This window comes from Ornithinicoccus sp., assembly GCF_057176825.1.
On record NZ_CM169976.1, the window covers coordinates 1,584,036 to 1,603,728 of the forward strand.

The 19,693-nt window shown below is 71.5% G+C and carries 16 protein-coding genes and 1 pseudogene; 7 read left to right on the forward strand and 10 right to left on the reverse strand.

The features are described 5' to 3' along the window. Positions 1-18 precede the first annotated feature (18 nt). Both AC1QRC_RS08110 and AC1QRC_RS08115 read right to left on the reverse strand, forming a co-directional pair. Positions 19-522 (reverse strand): DUF2505 domain-containing protein, encoded by a 504-nt coding sequence (locus AC1QRC_RS08110; protein WP_484206265.1) that lies wholly within the window; start codon positions 520-522, stop codon positions 19-21. Positions 523-559: 37 nt separating this feature from the next. After that, positions 560-1,075, reverse strand: a complete 516-nt coding sequence (locus AC1QRC_RS08115; RefSeq protein ID WP_484206266.1) for a hypothetical protein — start codon at positions 1,073-1,075, stop codon at positions 560-562. Positions 1,076-1,228: 153 nt separating this feature from the next. Between AC1QRC_RS08115 and AC1QRC_RS08120 the strand changes: the two are divergent. The 3 genes and pseudogenes from AC1QRC_RS08120 to AC1QRC_RS08130 all read left to right on the forward strand — a co-directional run. Further along, positions 1,229-4,765 (forward strand): annotated as a pseudogene (locus tag AC1QRC_RS08120) (NAD-glutamate dehydrogenase); the annotation flags it as partial. Between the two features lie 232 nt (positions 4,766-4,997). Next, positions 4,998-6,008, forward strand: a complete 1,011-nt coding sequence (locus AC1QRC_RS08125; RefSeq protein WP_484206596.1) for a hypothetical protein — start codon at positions 4,998-5,000, stop codon at positions 6,006-6,008. A gap of 45 nt (positions 6,009-6,053) precedes the next feature. Beyond that, positions 6,054-7,592, forward strand: a complete 1,539-nt coding sequence (locus AC1QRC_RS08130) for a sensor histidine kinase (RefSeq protein ID WP_484206267.1) — start codon at positions 6,054-6,056, stop codon at positions 7,590-7,592. Positions 7,593-7,655: 63 nt separating this feature from the next. Here the strand turns inward: AC1QRC_RS08130 and AC1QRC_RS08135 are convergent, their stop codons facing one another. Continuing rightward, the gene (locus tag AC1QRC_RS08135; RefSeq protein ID WP_484206268.1) at positions 7,656-7,904 is read right to left on the reverse strand and encodes a WhiB family transcriptional regulator; all 249 of its coding nucleotides are present in this window, start codon (positions 7,902-7,904) and stop codon (positions 7,656-7,658) included. A 454-nt stretch (positions 7,905-8,358) separates the two neighbouring features. Here AC1QRC_RS08135 and AC1QRC_RS08140 point away from each other — a divergent pair, with 454 nt between their 5' ends. Next, entirely contained in the window at positions 8,359-9,549 is a 1,191-nt protein-coding gene (locus AC1QRC_RS08140) for an amidohydrolase (protein ID WP_484206269.1), read from the forward strand. A 15-nt stretch (positions 9,550-9,564) separates the two neighbouring features. Here AC1QRC_RS08140 and AC1QRC_RS08145 read toward each other — a convergent pair whose 3' ends face one another. The 5 genes from AC1QRC_RS08145 to AC1QRC_RS08165 all read right to left on the reverse strand — a co-directional run bounded on the left by AC1QRC_RS08145 (position 9,565) and on the right by AC1QRC_RS08165 (position 14,850). Beyond that, a complete protein-coding gene (locus AC1QRC_RS08145; RefSeq protein WP_484206270.1) occupies positions 9,565-9,774 on the reverse strand; it encodes a hypothetical protein in 210 nt (69 codons plus the stop codon). An 86-nt stretch (positions 9,775-9,860) separates the two neighbouring features. After that, positions 9,861-10,601, reverse strand: a complete 741-nt coding sequence (locus tag AC1QRC_RS08150) for a (2Fe-2S)-binding protein (RefSeq protein WP_484206271.1) — start codon at positions 10,599-10,601, stop codon at positions 9,861-9,863. A 41-nt stretch (positions 10,602-10,642) separates the two neighbouring features. Further along, positions 10,643-13,309: a pyruvate, phosphate dikinase gene (ppdK, locus tag AC1QRC_RS08155; protein ID WP_484206272.1), complete on the reverse strand. Its 2,667-nt coding sequence runs from the start codon at positions 13,307-13,309 to the stop codon at positions 10,643-10,645. Between the two features lie 130 nt (positions 13,310-13,439). After that, positions 13,440-14,279, reverse strand: coding sequence for a pyruvate, water dikinase regulatory protein (locus AC1QRC_RS08160; protein ID WP_484206273.1), 840 nt, complete (start codon positions 14,277-14,279; stop codon positions 13,440-13,442). Positions 14,280-14,298: 19 nt separating this feature from the next. Further along, the gene (locus tag AC1QRC_RS08165; RefSeq protein ID WP_484206274.1) at positions 14,299-14,850 is read right to left on the reverse strand and encodes a DUF4282 domain-containing protein; all 552 of its coding nucleotides are present in this window, start codon (positions 14,848-14,850) and stop codon (positions 14,299-14,301) included. 140 nt (positions 14,851-14,990) lie between these two features. On the opposite strand from AC1QRC_RS08165, the gene miaA reads away from it, so the two are divergent. After that, positions 14,991-15,947, forward strand: coding sequence for a tRNA (adenosine(37)-N6)-dimethylallyltransferase MiaA (gene miaA, locus AC1QRC_RS08170; protein WP_484206275.1), 957 nt, complete (start codon positions 14,991-14,993; stop codon positions 15,945-15,947). Here miaA and AC1QRC_RS08175 read toward each other — a convergent pair. Beyond that, positions 15,934-16,557: a class I SAM-dependent methyltransferase gene (locus tag AC1QRC_RS08175; protein ID WP_484206276.1), complete on the reverse strand. Its 624-nt coding sequence runs from the start codon at positions 16,555-16,557 to the stop codon at positions 15,934-15,936. The two genes, miaA and AC1QRC_RS08175, sit on opposite strands and share 14 nt — an antisense overlap. 66 nt (positions 16,558-16,623) lie before the next feature. On the opposite strand from AC1QRC_RS08175, the gene hflX reads away from it, so the two are divergent. Next, entirely contained in the window at positions 16,624-18,096 is a 1,473-nt protein-coding gene (hflX, locus tag AC1QRC_RS08180) for a GTPase HflX (protein WP_484206277.1), read from the forward strand. A 46-nt stretch (positions 18,097-18,142) separates the two neighbouring features. Beyond that, entirely contained in the window at positions 18,143-19,216 is a 1,074-nt protein-coding gene (locus AC1QRC_RS08185; RefSeq protein ID WP_484206278.1) for an isopenicillin N synthase family dioxygenase, read from the forward strand. Here the strand turns inward: AC1QRC_RS08185 and AC1QRC_RS08190 are convergent. After that, positions 19,206-19,658: a hypothetical protein gene (locus AC1QRC_RS08190; RefSeq protein ID WP_484206279.1), complete on the reverse strand. Its 453-nt coding sequence runs from the start codon at positions 19,656-19,658 to the stop codon at positions 19,206-19,208. The genes AC1QRC_RS08185 and AC1QRC_RS08190 overlap by 11 nt on opposite strands. Positions 19,659-19,693 lie beyond the last annotated feature (35 nt).

Here is a 19,693-nt window from a genome sequence, read left to right on the forward strand (position 1 = left end):
GGCCGCAGGACTGCTGTCTCAGGACTCCTGACCGAGCGACTCCGCCACCAGTGCGCGCTCCAACCGGATCGCCTTGACCAGGATGGGGGCGACGGCCTTCTCGATCTTGCTGCCCAGCAGCGGGACGTGCGCCTTGAGCTCCCCGTCCACCCGCTGGGTAGACCCGCCGTCGGAGGGCTCCAGGTCGATGCCGCCGACGAACTGGACGGGCGTGCCCGGGATGTCGACCTCCAGAGCCGCCTCCCGGGCCCCGTCCTCGTCGGCGGCGCCCCAGCGCTGGGTCTCCACGACCTCCAGGCTCTTGCCGACGAAGCCCTTGGCGAAGTCGGGCAGGCCGTCGCTGGGCAGGGTCCGCCGGGTCACCACGGTCACCGCGTCGCCCTCCACCTCGATGGCGACGTCCTGGTCCGTGGCGCCGCTGCGGGCGCACTTGAGCTCCTGGTACTCCGTGGAGCAGAACAGCTCGAACACCTCCTGGGGCGTCGCCGGGTGCTCGTTGGTCTCGGTGATCCTCGTGGTCATGGGCCCAAGGTAGTGGGCGGCGGTCCGTGGCGCCCCCTCACCGCGCCGCGTGGTCGGGGGAGAGCAGTTCGTATGCCGTGCGCAGGCCACGCAGGATGGTCCGGTCGGCCTCGGCCCGGTCCGCCGTGCTCGTGGCGGCCGCGATGCCCGCGGCGTGGTCCTGCAGGGCGCTGGCCAGGGCCGCGACTGCCTGGCGCACCCGGTCCGGCAACGCGCCACCGGGGGCCTGCGCGCCACCCGCCTCCCCGGTGACCTCGTCCAGGGCGACACCCACCGTGCGCAGCCGGGCGGCGAGGGCGACACAGGACGCGGGGTCGTCGCCGCCCTCGGACGCTCGCGGGTCACGGGGTCGGCGCAGGGCGTCCTCACGGGGTGGCCACGGCACCGTCTGGGTGGGTGCGGTGCGGCCGTCGGCCAGGTCCACCAGCGCGTGGGCGAGCGCGTCGACCACGACGGTCAGACGGGCCTGGGCGAGCGGATCGCCGAGGTCGGCGTCCTCGCCCGCGACCCCGTCGGCCAGCCGCAGCAGACGGGTGCGGGCGCGAATCGACATACCCGTCACCCTACGGTCAACATACCCGTCACCCTACGGTCAACCGGGGGTCACACCCCGGCCTTCCCCACGTCGTGATCGGCGCTAGGCTCGCTCTCGGGCACACCGCCGTGCCCGAGAGGCTTCGTACCGTCAGGAGAGCGATCACCAGTGATGTCCGACGACACGTTGTTGCAGCGGTTCTACCTCCACGTTGCCCACCAGGACCTGCTGGAGCGGGACCCGGAGGTGCGGGAGGCGATCGTCGAGGGGGTCCGGGGGTTGTCGGCCGCCCGGCCGGAGGGGGAGGCCGCGGTCCGGGTGCTCAACCCCTCGCAGGACGAGGACGGCTGGACCAGCCGCTACACCATCGTGCAGATCTGCACCGACGACATGCCCTTCCTGGTCGACTCGGTGCTGGGGGAACTGCAGCAGCGCGGCCTGGACGTGCACCTGCTCATCCACCCGCAGGTGGTCGTGGGCAGCGACGGCTCCGGGGCCGTGCTGGAGCAGGACGCCGAGCCCGACGAGGGTGAGCGCCTGGAGTCCTGGATGCACCTGGAGATCGACCGGATCCCCGAGGAGGACGGGCGCGAGGAGCTGGCGGAGCGGCTGCGCGCGGTGCTCGTCGACGTGCGGCGGGCGTGTGAGGACTGGGCCGACATGCGCGCCGCGGTGCGGGACGTTATCGAGGACCTGGAGCAGAACGTCCCCACGACAGTGGACCAGGGGACGGTCGAGCCGACCCTGGAGTTCCTGCGCTGGCTGGAGGACAACCACTTCACCTTCCTCGGCTACCGCGAGTACGCCCTGGAGATGATGGACGACGAGGAGGTGCTCATCTCCGTGCCGGGCACCGGGCTGGGGATCCTGCGGGACTCCGGGGAGGACACCGGCACGGTGAGCCGGTTGCGGCCCGAGGCGCGAGCCACCGCCCGGGAGCCACGGCTGCTGACGATCACGAAGGCCAACTCGCGGGCGACGGTGCACCGGCCGGTCTACCTGGACTACGTCGGGGTGCGCACCTTCGACGAGCAGGGCAACGTGGTCGCCGAGCGTCGCTTCCTGGGCCTGTTCACCCAGAGCGCGTATGCCGATTCCGTCACCCGGCTGCCGGTCATCGGCGGCAAGGTCAAGCGCATCCTGGAGGAGAGCGGCTACGCGCCGGACAGCCACTCCGGCAAGGACCTCATGGGGGTGCTGGAGAACTACCCGCGCGACGAGCTGTTCCAGGCCGACCCCGAGCAGCTGGCCGAGACCGCCCACGAGGTGCTGCACCTGCAGGAGCGGGCCGGGACCCGGCTGTTCCTGCGCAAGGACGAGTTCGGGCGCTTCGTCACGGCGCTGGTGTACCTGCCGCGGGACCGGTTCAACACCTCGGTGCGGTTGCGGATGGAGGAGTTGCTGCGCGAGGCCTACGGCGCGGAGTCCGTCGACTACACGACCCGGGTGGGGGAGTCCAAGCTCGCCCAGATCCACTACACGTTGCGGATGCCGCGGGGCGACTCCATCCCCGACATCGACGTCGAGCCGCTGCAGGACAAGCTGATCGAGGCGACGCGGACCTGGACCGAGCGGCTGGCCCATGTGGTCGACGACCACTACGGGGACGCCGAGACCACCGGGGAGGTGCTGGCGCGCTACGCCTCCGGCATCCCAGAGGCCTACAAGGAGGACTTCGACGCCGAGACCGGGTTCCGGGACCTCGGGTTCGTCCACCAACTGGAGTCGGGCGAGGTGCGCCTGCCGCTGCACGTCTACGCCGAGGACGGGCACGAGCCGGGGGTCCGGCGGCTCAAGGTCTACCGCAACGCCGAGACCTCCTTGACCGACGTGCTGCCGATCTTCACCCACCTGGGTGTCCACGTCACCGACGAACGGCCCTACGACCTGGAGTCCCGGGACGGGACGACGACCCACATCTACGACTTCGGGATGGTCGCCGACAGCGAGGAGGTGTGGGCGCCGGAGGGCAAGGACCCGCAGGACGTCGCCTCGGCCTTCGAGGACGTCTTCGCCGCCGTCTGGAACAACCGGGCCGAGAGCGACTCGCTGAACTCCCTGGTGCTCACTGCCGGGCTCACCTGGCGTGAGGTCGTCATCCTGCGCACCCTGGTGCGCTACCTGCGCCAGGTGGGGGCCAACTCCCTGGAGTACCTGGAGGAGGCTCTGGTCGACAACCCGGGAATCGCCGCCCAGATCGTCGATCTCTTCGGCGCCCGGTTCGACCCGGACCGGGAGGGTGACCGGGAGGCCGACTGCGAGCGCCTCGACGCCGAGATCGTTGCGGCGCTCGACGGCGTCAGCAGCCTGGACCAAGACCGCACGCTGCGGGGGCTGCTGGCGGTGCTGCACGGCACGCTGCGGACCAACTACTACCAGGCGCTGCCGGACGGCGACCCCAAGCCGCACGTGTCGCTGAAGCTGGCCCCGCGCCAGATCGACCTGCTGCCCGAGCCCCGGCCCGCGTTCGAGATCTGGGTCTACGCCCCCCGGGTCGAGGGGGTGCACCTGCGGTTCGGCGCGGTCGCCCGCGGCGGGCTGCGCTGGAGCGACCGGCGGGAGGACTTCCGCACCGAGATCCTCGGCCTGGTCAAGGCGCAGATGGTCAAGAACGCGGTCATCGTGCCGACCGGGTCCAAGGGCGGCTTCTTCGCCAAGCAACTGCCCGACCCCACCCAGGACCGGGAGGCCTGGCAGGCCGAGGGGGTTGCGGCATACCAGATCTTCATCAAGGGCCTGCTGGACGTCACCGACAACCGGGTGGGCGGGGAGATCGTGCCGCCCGAACGCGTCGTCCGCCACGACGAGGACGACTCCTACTTGGTGGTGGCCGCGGACAAGGGCACCGCCAAGTTCAGCGACATCGCCAACGGGGTGGCGCGCGAGTACGGCTTCTGGCTCGACGACGCGTTCGCCTCCGGCGGGTCGGCCGGCTACGACCACAAGGGGATGGGCATCACCGCCCGCGGGGCGTGGGAGTCGGTCAAGCGGCACTTCCGTGAGCTGGGCCTGGACACCCAGACCGAGGACTTCACCGTCGTCGGCGTCGGCGACATGAGCGGCGATGTCTTCGGCAACGGCATGCTGCTGTCCGAGCACATCCGGCTGGTCGCCGCGTTCGACCACCGGCACGTGTTCCTGGACCCCGACCCCGACGCCGCCACCTCGTATGCCGAGCGGCGGCGGATCTTCGACCTGCCCCGCTCCAGCTGGGAGGACTACGACGAGTCGCTCATCAGCGAGGGTGGCGGTGTCTACCCGCGCAGCGCCAAGTCGGTGCCGGTCAGCCCGCAGGTGCGGGAGGTGCTGGGACTCGACGAGGAGGTCAGTGCTCTCATGCCCGCCGAGTTGCTCAGTGCCATCCTCCGGGCCCCGGTGGACCTGTTGTGGAACGGCGGCATCGGCACCTACGTGAAGTCCTCGCAGGAGACGGCCGCCGAGATCGGTGACCGTGCCAACGACGCCATCCGGATCAACGGTGGCGACCTGCGCGTGCGGGTCGTGGGTGAGGGCGGCAACCTCGGCCTGAGCCAGCGCGGCCGGATCGAGGCGGCACGGGCCGGTGTGCACGTCAACACCGACGCGATCGACAACTCCGCCGGTGTCGACACCTCCGACCACGAGGTGAACATCAAGATCGCCCTGAGCCCGCTGGTCCAGGAGGACGTACTGGACCTGCCGGCCAGGGACGAGCTGCTGGCCTCGATGACCGACGAGGTCGCCGAGCGGGTGCTGCGGCACAACTACGAGCAGAACGTCCTGATCGGCAACTCCCGGCACCAGGGCAGCGTCATGGCGCCCGTGCACGAGCGGCTGATGACCCACCTGGCCGACCGGGCCGGGCTGGACCGCGAGCTGGAGTTCCTGCCGGACTCCGCCGACCCTCGCGGAGCGGGAGGAGGCCGGCGAGGGCCTGAGCAGCCCGGAGTTCTCCGTGCTGGTGGCGTACTCCAAGCTCGCGCTGAAGGACGCCCTGATCGAGTCCGAGTTCCCCGACGACCCGTACTTCAACGACACCCTCACCGGCTACTTCCCGACCGCGCTGCAGGAGCGGTTCGGCGACCGGCTCGCCGAGCACCCGCTGCGCCGGGAGATCATCGTCAACGACCTGGCCAACGCGATGGTCAACCGGGGCGGGATCACCTTCGCCTTCCGTGCGGCGGAGGAGACGGGCGCCACGTTGGTGCAGGTGGCCCGCGCGTTCGTGGTGTGCCGCGAGGTGTTCGGGCTCGCCGACTTCGTCGAGGCGGTGGAGGCGCTGGACAACCAGGTCCCGACGGCCACCCAGACCGAGCTCTACCTGGAGTTCCGCCGGTTGCTGGACCGGAGCGTGCGCTGGTTCCTGAACAACCAGTCGTTGACGTCCGGGATGCCCTCGGAGATCGAGCGGTTCGCCGGGCCCGTGTCCTCGCTCACCCCGCAGATCGGCACCCTGCTGCAGGGCGTCGAGCGGGAGCGGTGGACCCGGCAGCGGGACACCGCAGTCGAGGCGGGTATCCCCGAGGAGCTTGCCGAGCGGTACGCGTCGCTGCTGGACTCCTTCTCGCTGCTGGACGTCGTGGAGCTCGCCGAGGACGCCGAGCGCCCCGTGGAGGAGATGGCGGCGATGTACTTCGCGGTCTCCGAGCGGTTCCGCATCGACATCCTGCTCACCCACATCTCCCACCTGGAGCGGGAGGACCGTTGGGACTCCCTGGCCCGCGGTGCCGTGCGCGACGACATGTATGGCGTGCTGCGGGCCCTGGCCCGGACGCTGGTGGTCAGCACGGACGACGAGGGCGACGATGCCCAGGCCCGGATCGACCGGTGGGCGGAGAGCAACCGCGAGTCGCTGGCCAGGACGTCCCAGGTGCTCCGCACCATCGGCGGCCTCGAGCGCCCGGGCCTGGCGCCACTGTCCGTGGCGTTGCGCACGCTGCGCGGTCTGGTCCGCCAGGGCTCCTCCGGCTGAGGGCCGGCGCCCCGGCGTCGGCGGGCCCGCGGGTACCCTGCCCGCATGCCAACCCTGCGTGACGTCCTCACCGAGCGAGCCGCGCTGCCCCGGGCGGATGCCGAGTGGTTGCACCGGCTGGCGGGTGACTGGCAGATGGTGGCCGACCTGTCCTTCTCCGACCTCACCCTGTGGGTGTCGACCGGAGGACAGGACGCGGGACAGGACCCGGCTGACTGGGTGCTGGCCTCCCACGCCAGGCCGTCGACAGGACCGAACTTCTACCACGACGACGTGGTCGGCACGGTCGCCGACGACCGGCGGCGGGGCCGGCTGGAGCAGGCCCGGAACTCCGCGAGCATCGCGCTGCCCGACGAGGTCGGCTACGTGCGTGAGCAGTACGTCCCGGTGGTGCGCGCCGGGCGCTGCATCGCGGTGCTGGTGCGGCACACGGACCTGCAGGCGATGCGGGCCCAGGGCGGCCTGGAGGTGAACTACCTGCAGACGGCGCAGGCGCTGCTGCGGATGGTGAGCCAGGGGACCTTCCCGGCGGAGGGATCGCCGACCGGCGTCGGCCGGGGCACCCCCAGGGTCGGGGACGGGGTGTTGCGGCTGGATGCGGACGGGCTGATCGAGTACGCCAGCCCCAACGCTGTGTCAGCGCTGCGCCGCCTCGGGCACACCGAGCAGGTCAACGGCGCCGACCTGTCCGAGATCGTCACGGTCCGGATGCCTCCCGGGACCGCGGTGGACGAGACGATGCCGCTGGTCCTGACCGGTCGCGCCCCCTGGGGGACCGAGATCGAGACCCGGGGGTTGAACCTCACGCTCCGGTCGGTCCCGCTGTATGCCGACGGTGCCCGGGTGGGTGCGCTGCTGCTGATGCGCGACGTCAGCGAGCTGCGGCGCAGGGAACGCGAGTTGCTGACCAAGGACGCCACCATCCGGGAGATCCACCACCGGGTGAAAAACAACCTGCAGACCGTGGCGGCGCTGCTGCGACTGCAGTCGCGCCGGATGGAGGACCCCGCGGCCAAGGCGGCGCTCCAGGAGGCCGGTCGCCGGCTGACCACGGTGGCGCTGGTGCACGACACGCTGAGCCAGGGGTTCGACGAGACCCTCGTCTTCGACGAGATCGCCGTCCGGGTCGCCCGGGCGACGGTGGAGGTGGCGGCACGGGGCACCCGGGTGAGCGCGCTGCATACGGGCTCCTTCGGCCGGCTCCGGGCCGAGGACGCCACGCCCCTGGCCACGGTGCTCGCCGAGCTGGTCCACAACGCCGTCGAACACGGCTTCAGCACCGAGCCCGGCGGGTTCGCCTCGGGCACGGTCCGGGTCACCGCCCGGCGGGAGCACCGCACGGACCAGGACGACCTCCTGGAGGTCACCGTCGCCGACGACGGGAAAGGGCTGGAGGGCGGCCGGGAACCGGCCAGGACCGGGCTGGGGATGCAGATCGTGGAGGCGCTCATCGCCGACCTGCGCGGCGAGATCCGGTGGGAGAGCGTGCAGCCACACGGGACTGCGGCCCGGTTCGTGGTCCGGCTGCGGCCGGTGCCGGCAGCACCCGGGAGGGTCGAGCCGTCCGTGGGCCGGACCGACTGACGTCAGGGAGGTGTGGCTGCGCCCGGGCAATGCGGGGCCTGCGAGGGTGCCGGCGAGTGGTCCTCAGCCGGCGCGACGGGCGCGGGCCTTGCGGCGCTTCAGGGCGCGACGCTCGTCCTCGGACAGTCCGCCCCACACACCAGCGTCCTGGCCGGTCTCCAGCGCCCACTTCAGGCAGGTGTCCATGACCGAACACCGGCGGCACACCGCCTTGGCGTCCTCGATCTGCTGCAGGGCAGGCCCGGTGTTGCCGATCGGGAAGAACAGCTCGGGGTCCTCGTCCAAGCAAGCAGCGCGGCTGCGCCAATCCATCTGTGGTACTCCTCGTGGTTCACCCGGCGGTCGGACTCGTGTCCGTCCCGGCTCGGGACTCGTGTGCGGTGGGGACGTTCTGGGGGCCGGCGTGCGGCTGCGCGTGCGGCGGGCGTGCTAGGTGTGGTGGGGCAGGCGCAATGCTGCCGGTCACCACAGCGATCGTGGGGTCGGGCACCGCGCTGTGTCCGTTAACTCGGCCTGTGGGTGCCAACGTCGTGGCTCAGCACAGTGTTCCCAATACTCACAGGTCACTTCTGGGGTGCACAAGGGTTTCGGGAGTATTTCTTGGGCGTAGCGATGAGGTTTCAATCACATCTCGCTGCGCTGACGATGGAGAGCAAAGCGCGAGGTCAGGCCCCGACCCGGGGGCGGAGCGGCCCGGAGCGGGTCGTAGGGTGGACGGGCCGCGCAGGCTGCGGCACACCCGATCCGCCGCCCACGGGAGGAACCCATGACCCTGGCCATCAGCAACGCCCACGTCGTCCCGATCGACGGGGACCCGTTCAGCGGGACCGTCGTCCTCGAGGACGGAAAGATCGCGGCGCTGGGTCCCGAGGTCGCCGTCCCGGAGGGCGCGACCGAGGTGGACGCTGCAGGGCGCTGGGTGCTGCCGGGGCTGATCGACGCGCACGTGCACCTGGGGGTGTGGGAGGAGGGCGAGGGCTGGGCCGGTCAGGACACCAACGAGATGACCGACCCCGTCATGGCCGCGGCCCGCGCGCTGGACGCCATCAACCCGCGCGAGCGGGGCTTCGACGACGCCCTCGCCGGCGGCATCACCACCGTGAACGTCAACCCGGGGTCGGGCAATCCGATCGGCGGGCTCACCGTCGCCCTGAAGACCTACGGCCGCTACGTCGACGAGATGGTGCTGCGCAGCCCGTCCGGGCTGAAGGCCGCGCTGGGGGAGAACCCGAAGCGGGTCTACGGGGACCAGAAGAAGACCCCCTCGACCCGGTTGGGGGTCGCCCTGGTGCTGCGCAAGGCCTTCACCGAGGCGCGCAACTACATCGCCAAGGCCGAGAAGGCCGGCAGCGAGGGTGAGACGCCCGAGGGCCACCTGGTGAACCAGGCGCTGGTGCAGGTGCTGAACCGGGAGATCCCGTGGCGGCAGCACTGCCACCGGGCCGACGACATCGCCACCGCCATCCGGATCGCCGAGGAGTTCGGCTACGAGCTGGTGCTGGACCACGGCACCGAGAGCTACCTGCTGGCCGACCTGGTCGCGGAGAAGGGCGTGCCCGTGCTCTACGGGCCGCTCATCGTGAGCCGCTCCAAGGTGGAGGTGCGGGAGCGGTCGCTGGCCGCCCCCGGCATCCTGGACCGCGCCGGCGTGAAGGTCTCCATCATCACCGACCACCCGGTGGTCCCCATCGACCACCTGATCACCCAGGTGGCGCTCGCGGTCAAGGAGGGCATGGACCCCGAGGCCGGGCTGCGGGCGGTGACGCTCAACCCGGCCGAGGTGATGGGGGTGGCCGACCGGGTCGGCTCCCTCGCGGTCGGCAAGGACGCCGACGTGGTCCTCTGGTCCGGCGACCCGCTCGACCTACGCTCGCGTGCCCTGCGCGTCTGGGTCGGTGGCGAGGAGGTCTACAGCTACGACGAGGAGCAGCGCTCCGGCTCCGTCCGCCCCCGCTGACCCAGTGCGCCAGGATCAGGCAGCGGGCTGGAGTTTCTTGCCCTTCTTGCCTTTCTTCCCCTTCGTGCCGTCGACCTTGACGAGCTTGCGGTGCTTGACCCTGTAGCCGTCGGGGAGCGTGCCTTCGGCCAGCATGCGCAGGGGGCAGCGACGGCACTGCGGCTTGCTGACGCAGCACTTCTTCTTCGGCCCCTTCTTGGCCTTCGACTTGCCCTTCTTCGACACGGGAGCATCGTAGGGCAGCAGGGTTAGGTCCGCCTAAGCCGAGGGGTGGACGTATGCCGATCCGCACCGCTGCGGGAGGCCGGCGGTCAGTGGTCGTCCCCGGCGGGGCGGCCGGGCCGGACCAGGACACAGTCGGGGCACAGCCCATGGCCCGGGAGGCGGTAGTAGAGGCAGCAGCCGCGGCGCCGGAAGGTGACTTCGGAGGGCTTCCCCGGGGTCGGTTCGACGGAGGCACCGCCGCGGGCCAGCCGGGGGTCGCGCAGCAGGGTGCTCACGACCTCCTGGGTGGCCGCCGCGACGTCGGGACGTTGCCGCACCAGCATGCGGCCGCTGTTCACCAGGGCCGACGCGGTGTTGCTGACCATCACCTGGCCCGAGGTGCGTCCCAGCTCCGAGCAGGCGCGGTCGACGTCGGTGATCGCTGCCTCCAGCACCAGCTCGCCGAGGGCCCGAGCGGTGTCCGCCGGTCCGACCACCGGGTGACCGGCCGAGGGGTCGGTCGAGGCGAGAGTGACGGGGCTGGCGTGCTCCGGGGCGATCCGCAGCACCGCGGTGGACAGGTCCGGGACCCAGCGGTGCACGAGCGCCGACGCCAGCGCGACCGACCACAACCGCGAGACCAGCCCGACCTGGACGGCGGACACCGCGATCCGCGGGTCCACCTCGCCCCCCGGTGGGGCGTGCCCGGCCAGCGCCGCACGGACCTGGTCGAAGCGGTCCTGCAGGTCGGGGAGGGCGAGGGCCTGCTGCAGGGGCACCAGGCCCTCGGTCGACACCTGCCAGGGGAAGAAGCCGCCGAGTGCGGTGAGTGAGTCGGCCCACGCCACCGGCTCGGGCCCAGGACCCGGACCGCCAGGCACACCGGTGGTCAGTCGGACGTCCCGTCCAGCACGGCGCGTGCGGCGGAGAACCGGGCGATGGGCACCCGGAACGGTGAACAGGAGACGTAGTCCAGCCCGATCGACTCGAACAGCGAGATGGACGCCGGATCGCCGCCGTGCTCGCCACACACGCCGACCTTGAGGTCGGACTTGGTCTGACGGCCCCGCTCGGTGCCGATCTGCACCAGGCCGCCGACACCGTCGGCGTCGATCGAGGCGAACGGGTTGCTGGGGACGACGTCGTCGTCGACGTAGGCGGCCAGGAAGCTGCCCTCCGCGTCGTCCCGGGAGATGCCGATCCCGGTCTGGGTCAGGTCGTTGGTGCCGAAGCTGAAGAAGTCCGCGTGCTCGGCGATCTGGTCGGCGACGACCGCGGCCCGCGGCAACTCGATCATGGTCCCGACGGTGTAGGGGAACTCCTTGCCCGCCTCCTCGAATTCTGCGGCGAGCGTCTCATCGATCAGCTCGCGCATCCGGCGCAGCTCCTCGGCATACGCCACGAGGGGCACCATGATCTCCACGATCGGCTCGCCGCCGCGCTCGGCCACGGCGAACGCGGCCCGGGCGATGGCCCGCACCTGCATCTGGGGGATCTCGGGGTAGAGCAGCGCCAGGCGCACCCCGCGGGTGCCGAGCATCGGGTTCATCTCGGTGAGCTTCTTGACCTGCCCCAGCAGGACCCGGGCCTCCCGCAGCTCGGCCTCGCTGCCGCCCTGCAGCTCCAGTCGCTGCACCAGCAGGGCCTGCTCCACCAGGTCGGGGAGGAACTCGTGCAGCGGCGGGTCGAGCAGCCGGATGGTGACCGGCAGCCCGGACATCGCCTCGAAGATGGCCTCGAAGTCCTCCTGCTGCATCGGCAGGATGGTCTCCAGGGCGGCCGCGCGCTCCTCCTCGTCGCCGGCCAGGATCATCCGGCGCACCGCCGGCAGCCGGTCCTCGGCCATGAACATGTGCTCGGTGCGGCACAGGCCGATGCCCTGGGCGCCGAACTCGCGGGCCCGGGCCGCGTCCTCCCCGGTGTCGGCGTTGGCCCGCACGTTCAGCCGGCGCACCTCATCGGCCCAGCCGACCACCGCCTGGAAGTCCTCGTTGATCTGCGGCGGCACCAGCTCCAGGGCGCCGAGGAAGACCTCGCCGGTGGACCCGTCGAGGGTGATGGTGTCGCCCTCGCGGAGGACGGTGTCCCCGATGGTGACCTTCTTGCCGGTGGCGTCGATCTTCAGGGCGGACGCGCCGGCGACGCAGGGCTTGCCCATCCCGCGGGCCACGACCGCGGCGTGCGAGGTCATCCCGCCGTGGGCGGTCAGCACGCCCTGCGCCATGATCGTCCCGCCGATGTCGTCGGGCGTCGTCTCCCAGCGCACCAGGACCACGGCGTCGCCGGCCTTGCCCCGCTGCTCGGCGGTGTCGGAGTCGAAGACGACCTCGCCGACGGCCGCGCCGGGGGAGGCGTTCAGCCCCTTGGTGATCGGGGTCTGCCCGTGCTCGGGGTCGATCGCAGGGTGCAGCAGCTGGTCCAGCTGGGCGGGCTCGATCCGGTGCAGCGCCTGCTCCTGGGTGATCACGCCCTCCTCGACGAGGTCGCGCGCCACCTTGAACGCGGCGGGCGCGGTGCGCTTGCCGTTGCGGGTCTGCAGCAGATAGAGGGTGCCCTCCTCGACGGTGAACTCGATGTCCTGCATGTCGCCGTAGTGGCCCTCAAGCCGGTTCATCGTGTCGAGCAGTTGCCCGTAGGCCTCCGGGAGCACCGACTCCATCTCCCCCAACGGACGCGGGGTCCGGATCCCGGCCACCACGTCCTCACCCTGCGCGTTCACCAGGAACTCGCCGTAGAGCTCCTTGGCGCCGGTGGAGGGGTTGCGGGTGAAGCACACGCCGGTGGCCGAGGTGTCGCCGCGGTTGCCGAAGACCATCTGCATCACGTTGACGGCGGTCCCCAGGTCATCCGGTATGCCGTTCGCCTTGCGGTAGATCCCGGCGCGGGGGTTCTGCCAGCTGCGGAAGACCGCCTCGATGGACCGACGCAGTTGGTCGCGGGGGTCGGTCGGGAACTCGGCACCCATGTGCTCGCGGGACACCTCCTTGAACTGGTCGACCAGCTCCTTGAGGTCCTCGACGGTCAGGTCGGTGTCCTGCTCGACCTCACGGATCCGCTTCATCCGGGTGAGGGCGTCCTCGTAGGCGTGGGCCGGCACCCCCTCGACCACCTCGCCATACATCTGGATGAACCGGCGGTAGGAGTCCCAGGCGAAGCGGGGGTTCTCCGCCTCCGCGCCCAGCGCCTCGACCGACTCGTCGCCGATCCCCAGGTTCAGGATGGTGTCCATCATCCCGGGCATCGAGACGACCGCGCCGGAGCGGACCGAGACCAACAGGGGCTTCTCGCCCGACCCCAGGGTCCGGCCGGTGCGCTCCTCCAGGCGGCCCAGGGCCTCCAGGGTGTCGTCCCACAGCGACTCGGGCCATTCGCCGCCCCGGTTCATGGCCTCGATGCAGGCGGCGGTTGTCACGGTGAACCCGTCGGGGACGGGGACCCCCAGCCGCAGCATCTCCGCGACATTGGCTCCCTTGCCCCCGAGCAGCGCCTTCATCGACGCGTCGCCGTCGGACAGGTCGTACAGGTAGCGGGTGGAGGTGGTCTCGCTGGCGCTCATGGCGTCTCCTCGCTGGTCACGTCCCGGTCACATCCTCGTGCCACCCGGACGCGTCGGCCCGGGGATCTGGGTGTTGAGCCTACTGCCCCCGCAGAGCCCGCGCCGCCCGGGGACCGGCAGTGCCGGCGTGCTACCCGAGGGCGGCCTCGCGGCGGCGTTCCAGGACCTCCAGCACCCGCCCGGCGGCTTCCTCCAGGGCCAGCTCCGTGGTGTCGATGATGGGGCAGCCGAGGCGGCGCTGGATGTCGTTCACCTCGTCGAGCTCCTCATAGATCTTGACCAGCTCGGTGTAGCCGTCGGCACCGTGCTTGCGGCTGCCCAGGGCCCGCACCCGCTTCTCGCGGATGGTCTGCAGCCGCTGCGGGTCGATCGTCAGCCCGACGATCTTCCACCGGTCTGCCTCGAAGAGTTGGTCCGGCGGGGCGATCCCGGCCACCAGGGGGATGTTGGCGGTCTTATAGCCCAGGTAGCCCAGGTACATCGACAGGGGGGTCTTGCCGGTGCGGGACACCCCGACCAGGACGATGTCCGCCTGCTGGATCGGGTTGGTGAGCCGCCCGTCGTCGTTGGCCAGGGCGAACTCCATGGCGTGGATCCGCTTGAAGTAGTCCTCGCCGACCCCGACCGGCCGGGCCGCGACCCGCTCCGGCGCGGCACCGGTCGCCTGCTGGAGCGCGCTCAGTGCGGAGTCCAACAGGTCGGCGTGCGGGATCTGCCGGGCCCCGCACAACTCGGCGACGCGGCGGCGCAGCGACTCGTCCACGATCGTGGAGTACACCGCCAGCCTGCCCCGCGCCGAGTCGAGGTGCCCGATGACGTGCTCCAACCCGGCGGCAGAGGCGATCCGGGGGTGGCGCACGATCCGGACGTCGTAGCTGGCGTACTGGGCGGCCGCGGCCCGTGCGACCCGGGCGGCGGTGTCCCCCGTGGAGTCGGCGACGACATGGACTTCGATGGGCTCACGCGGCATGCGACCCAGTATGTCGTGGTCAGGGCTGGGGGCCGTAGCCCTGCTGCTGCCCGCCGCCGGGGCGTGCCGCGAAGGTGCGGTGCACGTCGTCGGACATCCGGACCAGCGCGAAGTAGACCTCGAGGGTCATCCGCACGAACGCGAGCCAGATCAGCGCGAGAACCCAGCCGAACAGCAGCGCCAGGACCCCGATGATCGGGTAGTCACCGGCGAAGCCAGTGACGATCCAACCGAGCCAGGTGAGCACCGCTACGACGATGCAGGCCAGGTAGATCCAGCTGACGATCTTGGGGGTGACCAGGGTGTGGAAGCGCCAGTCCAGCAGCGCCATCAGGAATCCCTTGGCCTGGTCGGCGGACTGCGTCCCCACCTGCTGGGTGACGTTGACATTGACGTTGCCGGGGCCGCTGCCTTGCGGCGGCTGGTTCTGCTGCCCGTACGGGGACTGTCCCTGCGGGGCCCCGCCCTGCGAGGGAGGTTGCTGCGGCGACTGGCCGTACTGGGGCGGGCCCTGCTGGCCGTAGCGCTGGGGATCGTTCGGGGGAGGATTCTGCTCGGGAGGGACGGTCATGGGAGGCTCCTGGATTCACGGGACCCGCCGGCGGGCCACCGGCGTTGCCGCACAGTCTGGCCCTCCCGTCCGGTGCCTGTCCAGGGTCGGCTTGGGGACAGTCAGTTCAGACCGCGGTGTCCTGCTGGCAGACTCGTGCCGTGGCCGAACCCTCGTACGCCGTCCCCGGGACTGCGCAGCCGGCCCCGGTCGTGGCCGTGGTGGGGGCGACGGCCACGGGCAAGTCCGACCTGGGTCTGGACCTGGCCGCACGGCTCGACGGGGAGGTGATCAACGCCGACGCCTCCCAGCTCTATCGGGGCATGGACATCGGCACGGCCAAGCTCTCGGTGGCCGAGCGCCGCGGGATCGCCCACCACCAGTTGGACGTGCTGGAGGTGACGCAGGAGGCCAGCGTGGCCACCTACCAGCGCGAGGCGAGGGCGGACCTCGCGGCGATCCGGGCCCGGGGACGCCGGCCCGTCGTCGTCGGAGGGTCGGGGCTCTACGTCCGGGCGCTGCTGGACCACCTCGACATCCCGCCGACGGACCCCGCGACGCGGTCCCGGTGGGAGGAGGAGCTCGCGGAGCGCGGGGTGGGCGCCCTGTATGCCGAGCTGTCCGACCGCGATCCCGTCGCCGCGGCGCGGATCGAGCCCCGCAACGCCCGGCGCATCGTGCGGGCGCTGGAGGTGATCGAGCTGACCGGTCGCCCGTTCAGTGCCTCGCTGCCCCGCCGGGAGTTCGTCGACCCCACGGTCGTCCTCGGGCTGCGCGCACCGCGGCCGGTGCTCGACCAGCGCATCGCGACCCGGGTGTCCCGCATGTGGGAGGCAGGCATGGTCGCCGAGGTCGCGGCACTGGACCGGCTCGGGCTCCGGGAGGGGCGGACGGCCTCACGGGCCCTCGGCTACTCCCAGGCGCTGCGCCAGCTCGACGGGGAGCTGACCGAGCAGGAGGCGCAGGAGGACACGGTGCGGGCGACCCGACGGTTCGCCCGGCGACAGGAGGCGTGGTTCGGCCCCGACCCGCGGATCGTGTGGTTGGACCACGACGCCCCGGACCTGCTCGACCGGGCGCTCACGGTCGTGCGTGCCGCCGAGATCAGCCCTCGGTGACGCCCGGTGCCACGACCCGCAGCAGCCGGAATCCCTTAGAACTCCCGGCGCGGGACACGGCATACGCCCCCGGCAACTCCCGCCCCAGCCAGGCCTGCAGCGAGTCGGCCCCCAGGTTCTTCTGCACCACCAGCCAGGCCTCCCCGCCGGGTGCGAGACGGGGCAGCCACCGGAGCAGCAGGTCGTGCAGCACCGCCTTGCCCACCCGGATCGGCGGGTTGGACCAGATGAGGTCGAAGGTGAGGCCCTCCGGGATCTCCTCGGGCGAGGCCACGTGCACGCCGGCCAGGTCGAGCGCGGCGGCGTTGCGGCGCACCAGGTCGAGCGCGCGCTGGTTGACGTCGACGGCATACACCGTGGCGGCAGGCGACCGGAGCGCCAGGGTGAGGGCCATCGGGCCCCAGCCACACCCCAGGTCCAGGAACGTGCCCTGCGGCGGGGGCGCCGGCGCGTCCTTGAGGAGCACCGCCGTGCCCTTGTCGATGCCGTCGGGGGAGAAGATGCCGCCGGCAGTGTGCACGGAGACCTCGCGTCCGGCCAGGGTCACGGTGTGGTGGCGCAGCTCGCCGGGGGAGGCCGGCTCGGCAGTGAAGTAGTGGTCGGTGCCCATCGCGTACCGAGTGTAGGGACGAAATCACTGGTTCGCGGCGTTGACCAGTGAGACCCTGAGGAGAACATGACGAACGAAGACACCACGATGCGCCGCCAATCCGTCCTGGACCGCCGTGCGGCCGCGCTGACCGAGGACACCGACCTGCTGGACCGCCCGGGCGCGGGGTGGGAGACCGACGGCGACCAGTTCGACCGCGAGGAGCGCGACGCGCTGCGCAGGGTCGCTGGCCTGTCGACCGAACTTGAGGACGTCACCGAGGTCGAGTACCGCCAGTTGCGGCTCGAGCGGGTCGTGCTGGCGGGGCTGTGGACCGAGGGGACCGCGCAGGACGCCGAGAACTCGCTGCGTGAGCTCGCGGCCCTGGCCGAGACGGCCGGCTCCCAGGTGCTCGACGGCCTGATCCAGCGGCGCGACAAGCCGGACCCGGCGACCTACGTCGGGTCGGGCAAGGCCCAGGAGCTGCGCGACATCGTGATCGCCGAGGGCGCCGACACCGTCATCTGCGACGGCGAGCTCGGCCCGTCACAGCGGCGCGCCCTGGAGGACGTCGTCAAGGTCAAGGTGATCGACCGCACCGCGCTGATCCTGGACATCTTCGCCCAGCACGCCAAGTCGCGGGAGGGCCGGGCGCAGGTCGAGCTGGCCCAGCTGCAGTACCTCCTGCCGCGACTGCGTGGGTGGGGTGACTCGATGTCCCGGCAGGCCGGTGGCCGGGTCGCCGGCGGTGAGGGCATCGGGTCGCGTGGTCCCGGTGAGACCAAGATCGAGCTGGACCGGCGCCGGATCAACACCCGGATCGCCAAGCTGCGTCGCGACATCCGGGGGATGAAGTCGTCCCGGGACACCAAGCGGTCCTCGCGCCGGGCCGGCAACGTCCCGTCCGTGGCCATCGTCGGCTACACCAACGCCGGCAAGTCCTCGCTGCTCAACCGGCTGACCGGAGCGGGCGTGCTCGTGCAGAACCAGCTGTTCGCGACGCTGGACCCGACGGTGCGCCGGGCCGAGACCTCCGACGGCAGGGCCTACACCCTCGCCGACACGGTCGGGTTCGTCCGGGCCCTGCCGCACCAACTGGTCGAGGCGTTCCGCTCCACCCTGGAGGAGGCCGCGGACGCCGACGTGCTGCTGCACGTCGTGGATGGCTCGCACCCGGACCCGGAGGGTCAGATCAGTGCGGTGCGCGAGGTGCTGGCCGAGGTGGACGCCACGGACATCACCGAGGTCATCGCGGTCAACAAGGCCGACCTGGCCGATCCGGACGTGCTGGCCGCGCTGCAGCGCAACCACCCGGGTGCGGTGGTCGTCTCCGCCCGCACGGGTCTCGGCATACCGGAGTTGTTGCGCGTGATCGAGGAGGAACTGCCGCGCCCGGAACTGCGGGTCGAGGTGCTGCTGCCCTACGACCGCGGCGACCTGGTGAGCCGGATCCACGCGGAGGGAGACGTGCTGGCCGAGCAGCACACCCCCGAGGGCACCCGGGTGCACGCCAAGGTGGCGGAGGACCTGCACGGCGTGCTGGGGGAGTTCGCGGTCTGAAACACCCTGCCCGTCCCTAACGTCAGGTGATGGGTAGGGTAACTCTGTGACTGAATCGCTGCATCCCCTGCCCAGCAGTGACCCGGACGCTGCGGTCCTCGCGACCGACAGCCTGCCGGTCCTGGACCTGCGGCTGGCCGCGGACCCCGCGACCGCCGGGCAGTTCCGGGACCGGCTGCGTGAGGCCACGCACGACTACGGGTTCTTCTACCTCGTCGGCCACGGCATCGACCCGGCCCTGACCGAGCGGATCCTCGCCGTCTCCCGCGAGTTCTTCGCGCTCCCGGAGGCCGACAAGCTGGAGATCGAGAACGTCACCAGCCCGCACTTCCGCGGCTACACCCGGGTGGGCGGGGAACGCACGCAGGGCACGGTCGACTGGCGGGAGCAGATCGACATCGGCCCAGAGCGACCCGCGGTGCCCGCCGGACCGGACGTGCCGGACTACTGGATCCTGCAGGGCCCCAACCTGTGGCCGAGCGCGTTGCCGCAGGTGCGGGAGACGGTGGAGGAGTGGAACGCGACCCTCGCCGAGGTCTCCACCCGACTGCTCGCGGAGTGGGCCGAGTCCCTGGGGCAGCCCCGCGACGTCTTCGACGCCACCTTCGCCGAGGCCCCCGCGACGCTCACCAAGATCGTGCGCTACCCGGGCCGGGTCGAGGGCGGCACCGCCCAGGGTGTCGGCTGGCACAACGACTCCGGCGTGCTCACCCTGCTGCTGGTCGAGCCGGGCAAGCGCGGGTTGCAGGTCGAGCGGCACGGGCAGCCGATGGACGCTCCGCCGGTCGACGGCGCCCTGATCGTCAACATCGGCGAGATGCTCGAGTGGGCCACCGACGGCTACCTCAAGGCCACCAACCACCGGGTGCTGGCCCCCGAGCCGGGCACCGACCGGATCTCGGTGCCCTACTTCCACAACCCCGCCCTCGATGCCGTCTTCCCCAGGCTGGACCTGCCTGCCGAGCTCGCCGCCGAGGCACCCGGCGTCACCCTGGACGACAGCAACCCGATCCGGGGCGTCTACGGCGAGAACGCGTTGAAGAGCCGGCTGCGGGCCCACCCGGACGTGGTCGAGGCGCACCACCCGCACCTGGCGGGCGCCCCCGCGGTCAGTCGGTGAGGTCCGCGCACGCGTCGTTCGCGCGGGCCAGGGCCTCGGTGAACTCCGGTGTGTCGGCGGAGAACATGCTGCTGCTGACCTGACGCGGCTCGGCGACCGACTCGTACAGGTCCTGGTGCTGCGCGTCCTGCTCCTTGGCCAGGAAGGCCAGCCCCTCGGCCGCGGCCAACCGGCTGATCTCCGGGAAGTTGGGCTCAGTCGTCATGTCGAAGCCGTCCTCCGGCACCTGGCCGACCAGGGTGCACGCCGCCCGGGCGCTGCTCTCCGCGGTCTCCCCGAGCTCGTCGGAGGACGCCCGCTGACTCCACACCAGGTAGGCCAGCACCGCGCAGCCGATCAGGAGCACGACGGTGGCGATCTGCCACGGCCGGGCGGCACCACCGGACCGCCGCGTCCCTCCGGCCGTCGGGCCCGTCGGCTGTCCCGCGTCCGCTGCAGTCATCGTTCCCTCTTCCTGTGGATCGCCGTCCGGTCGTG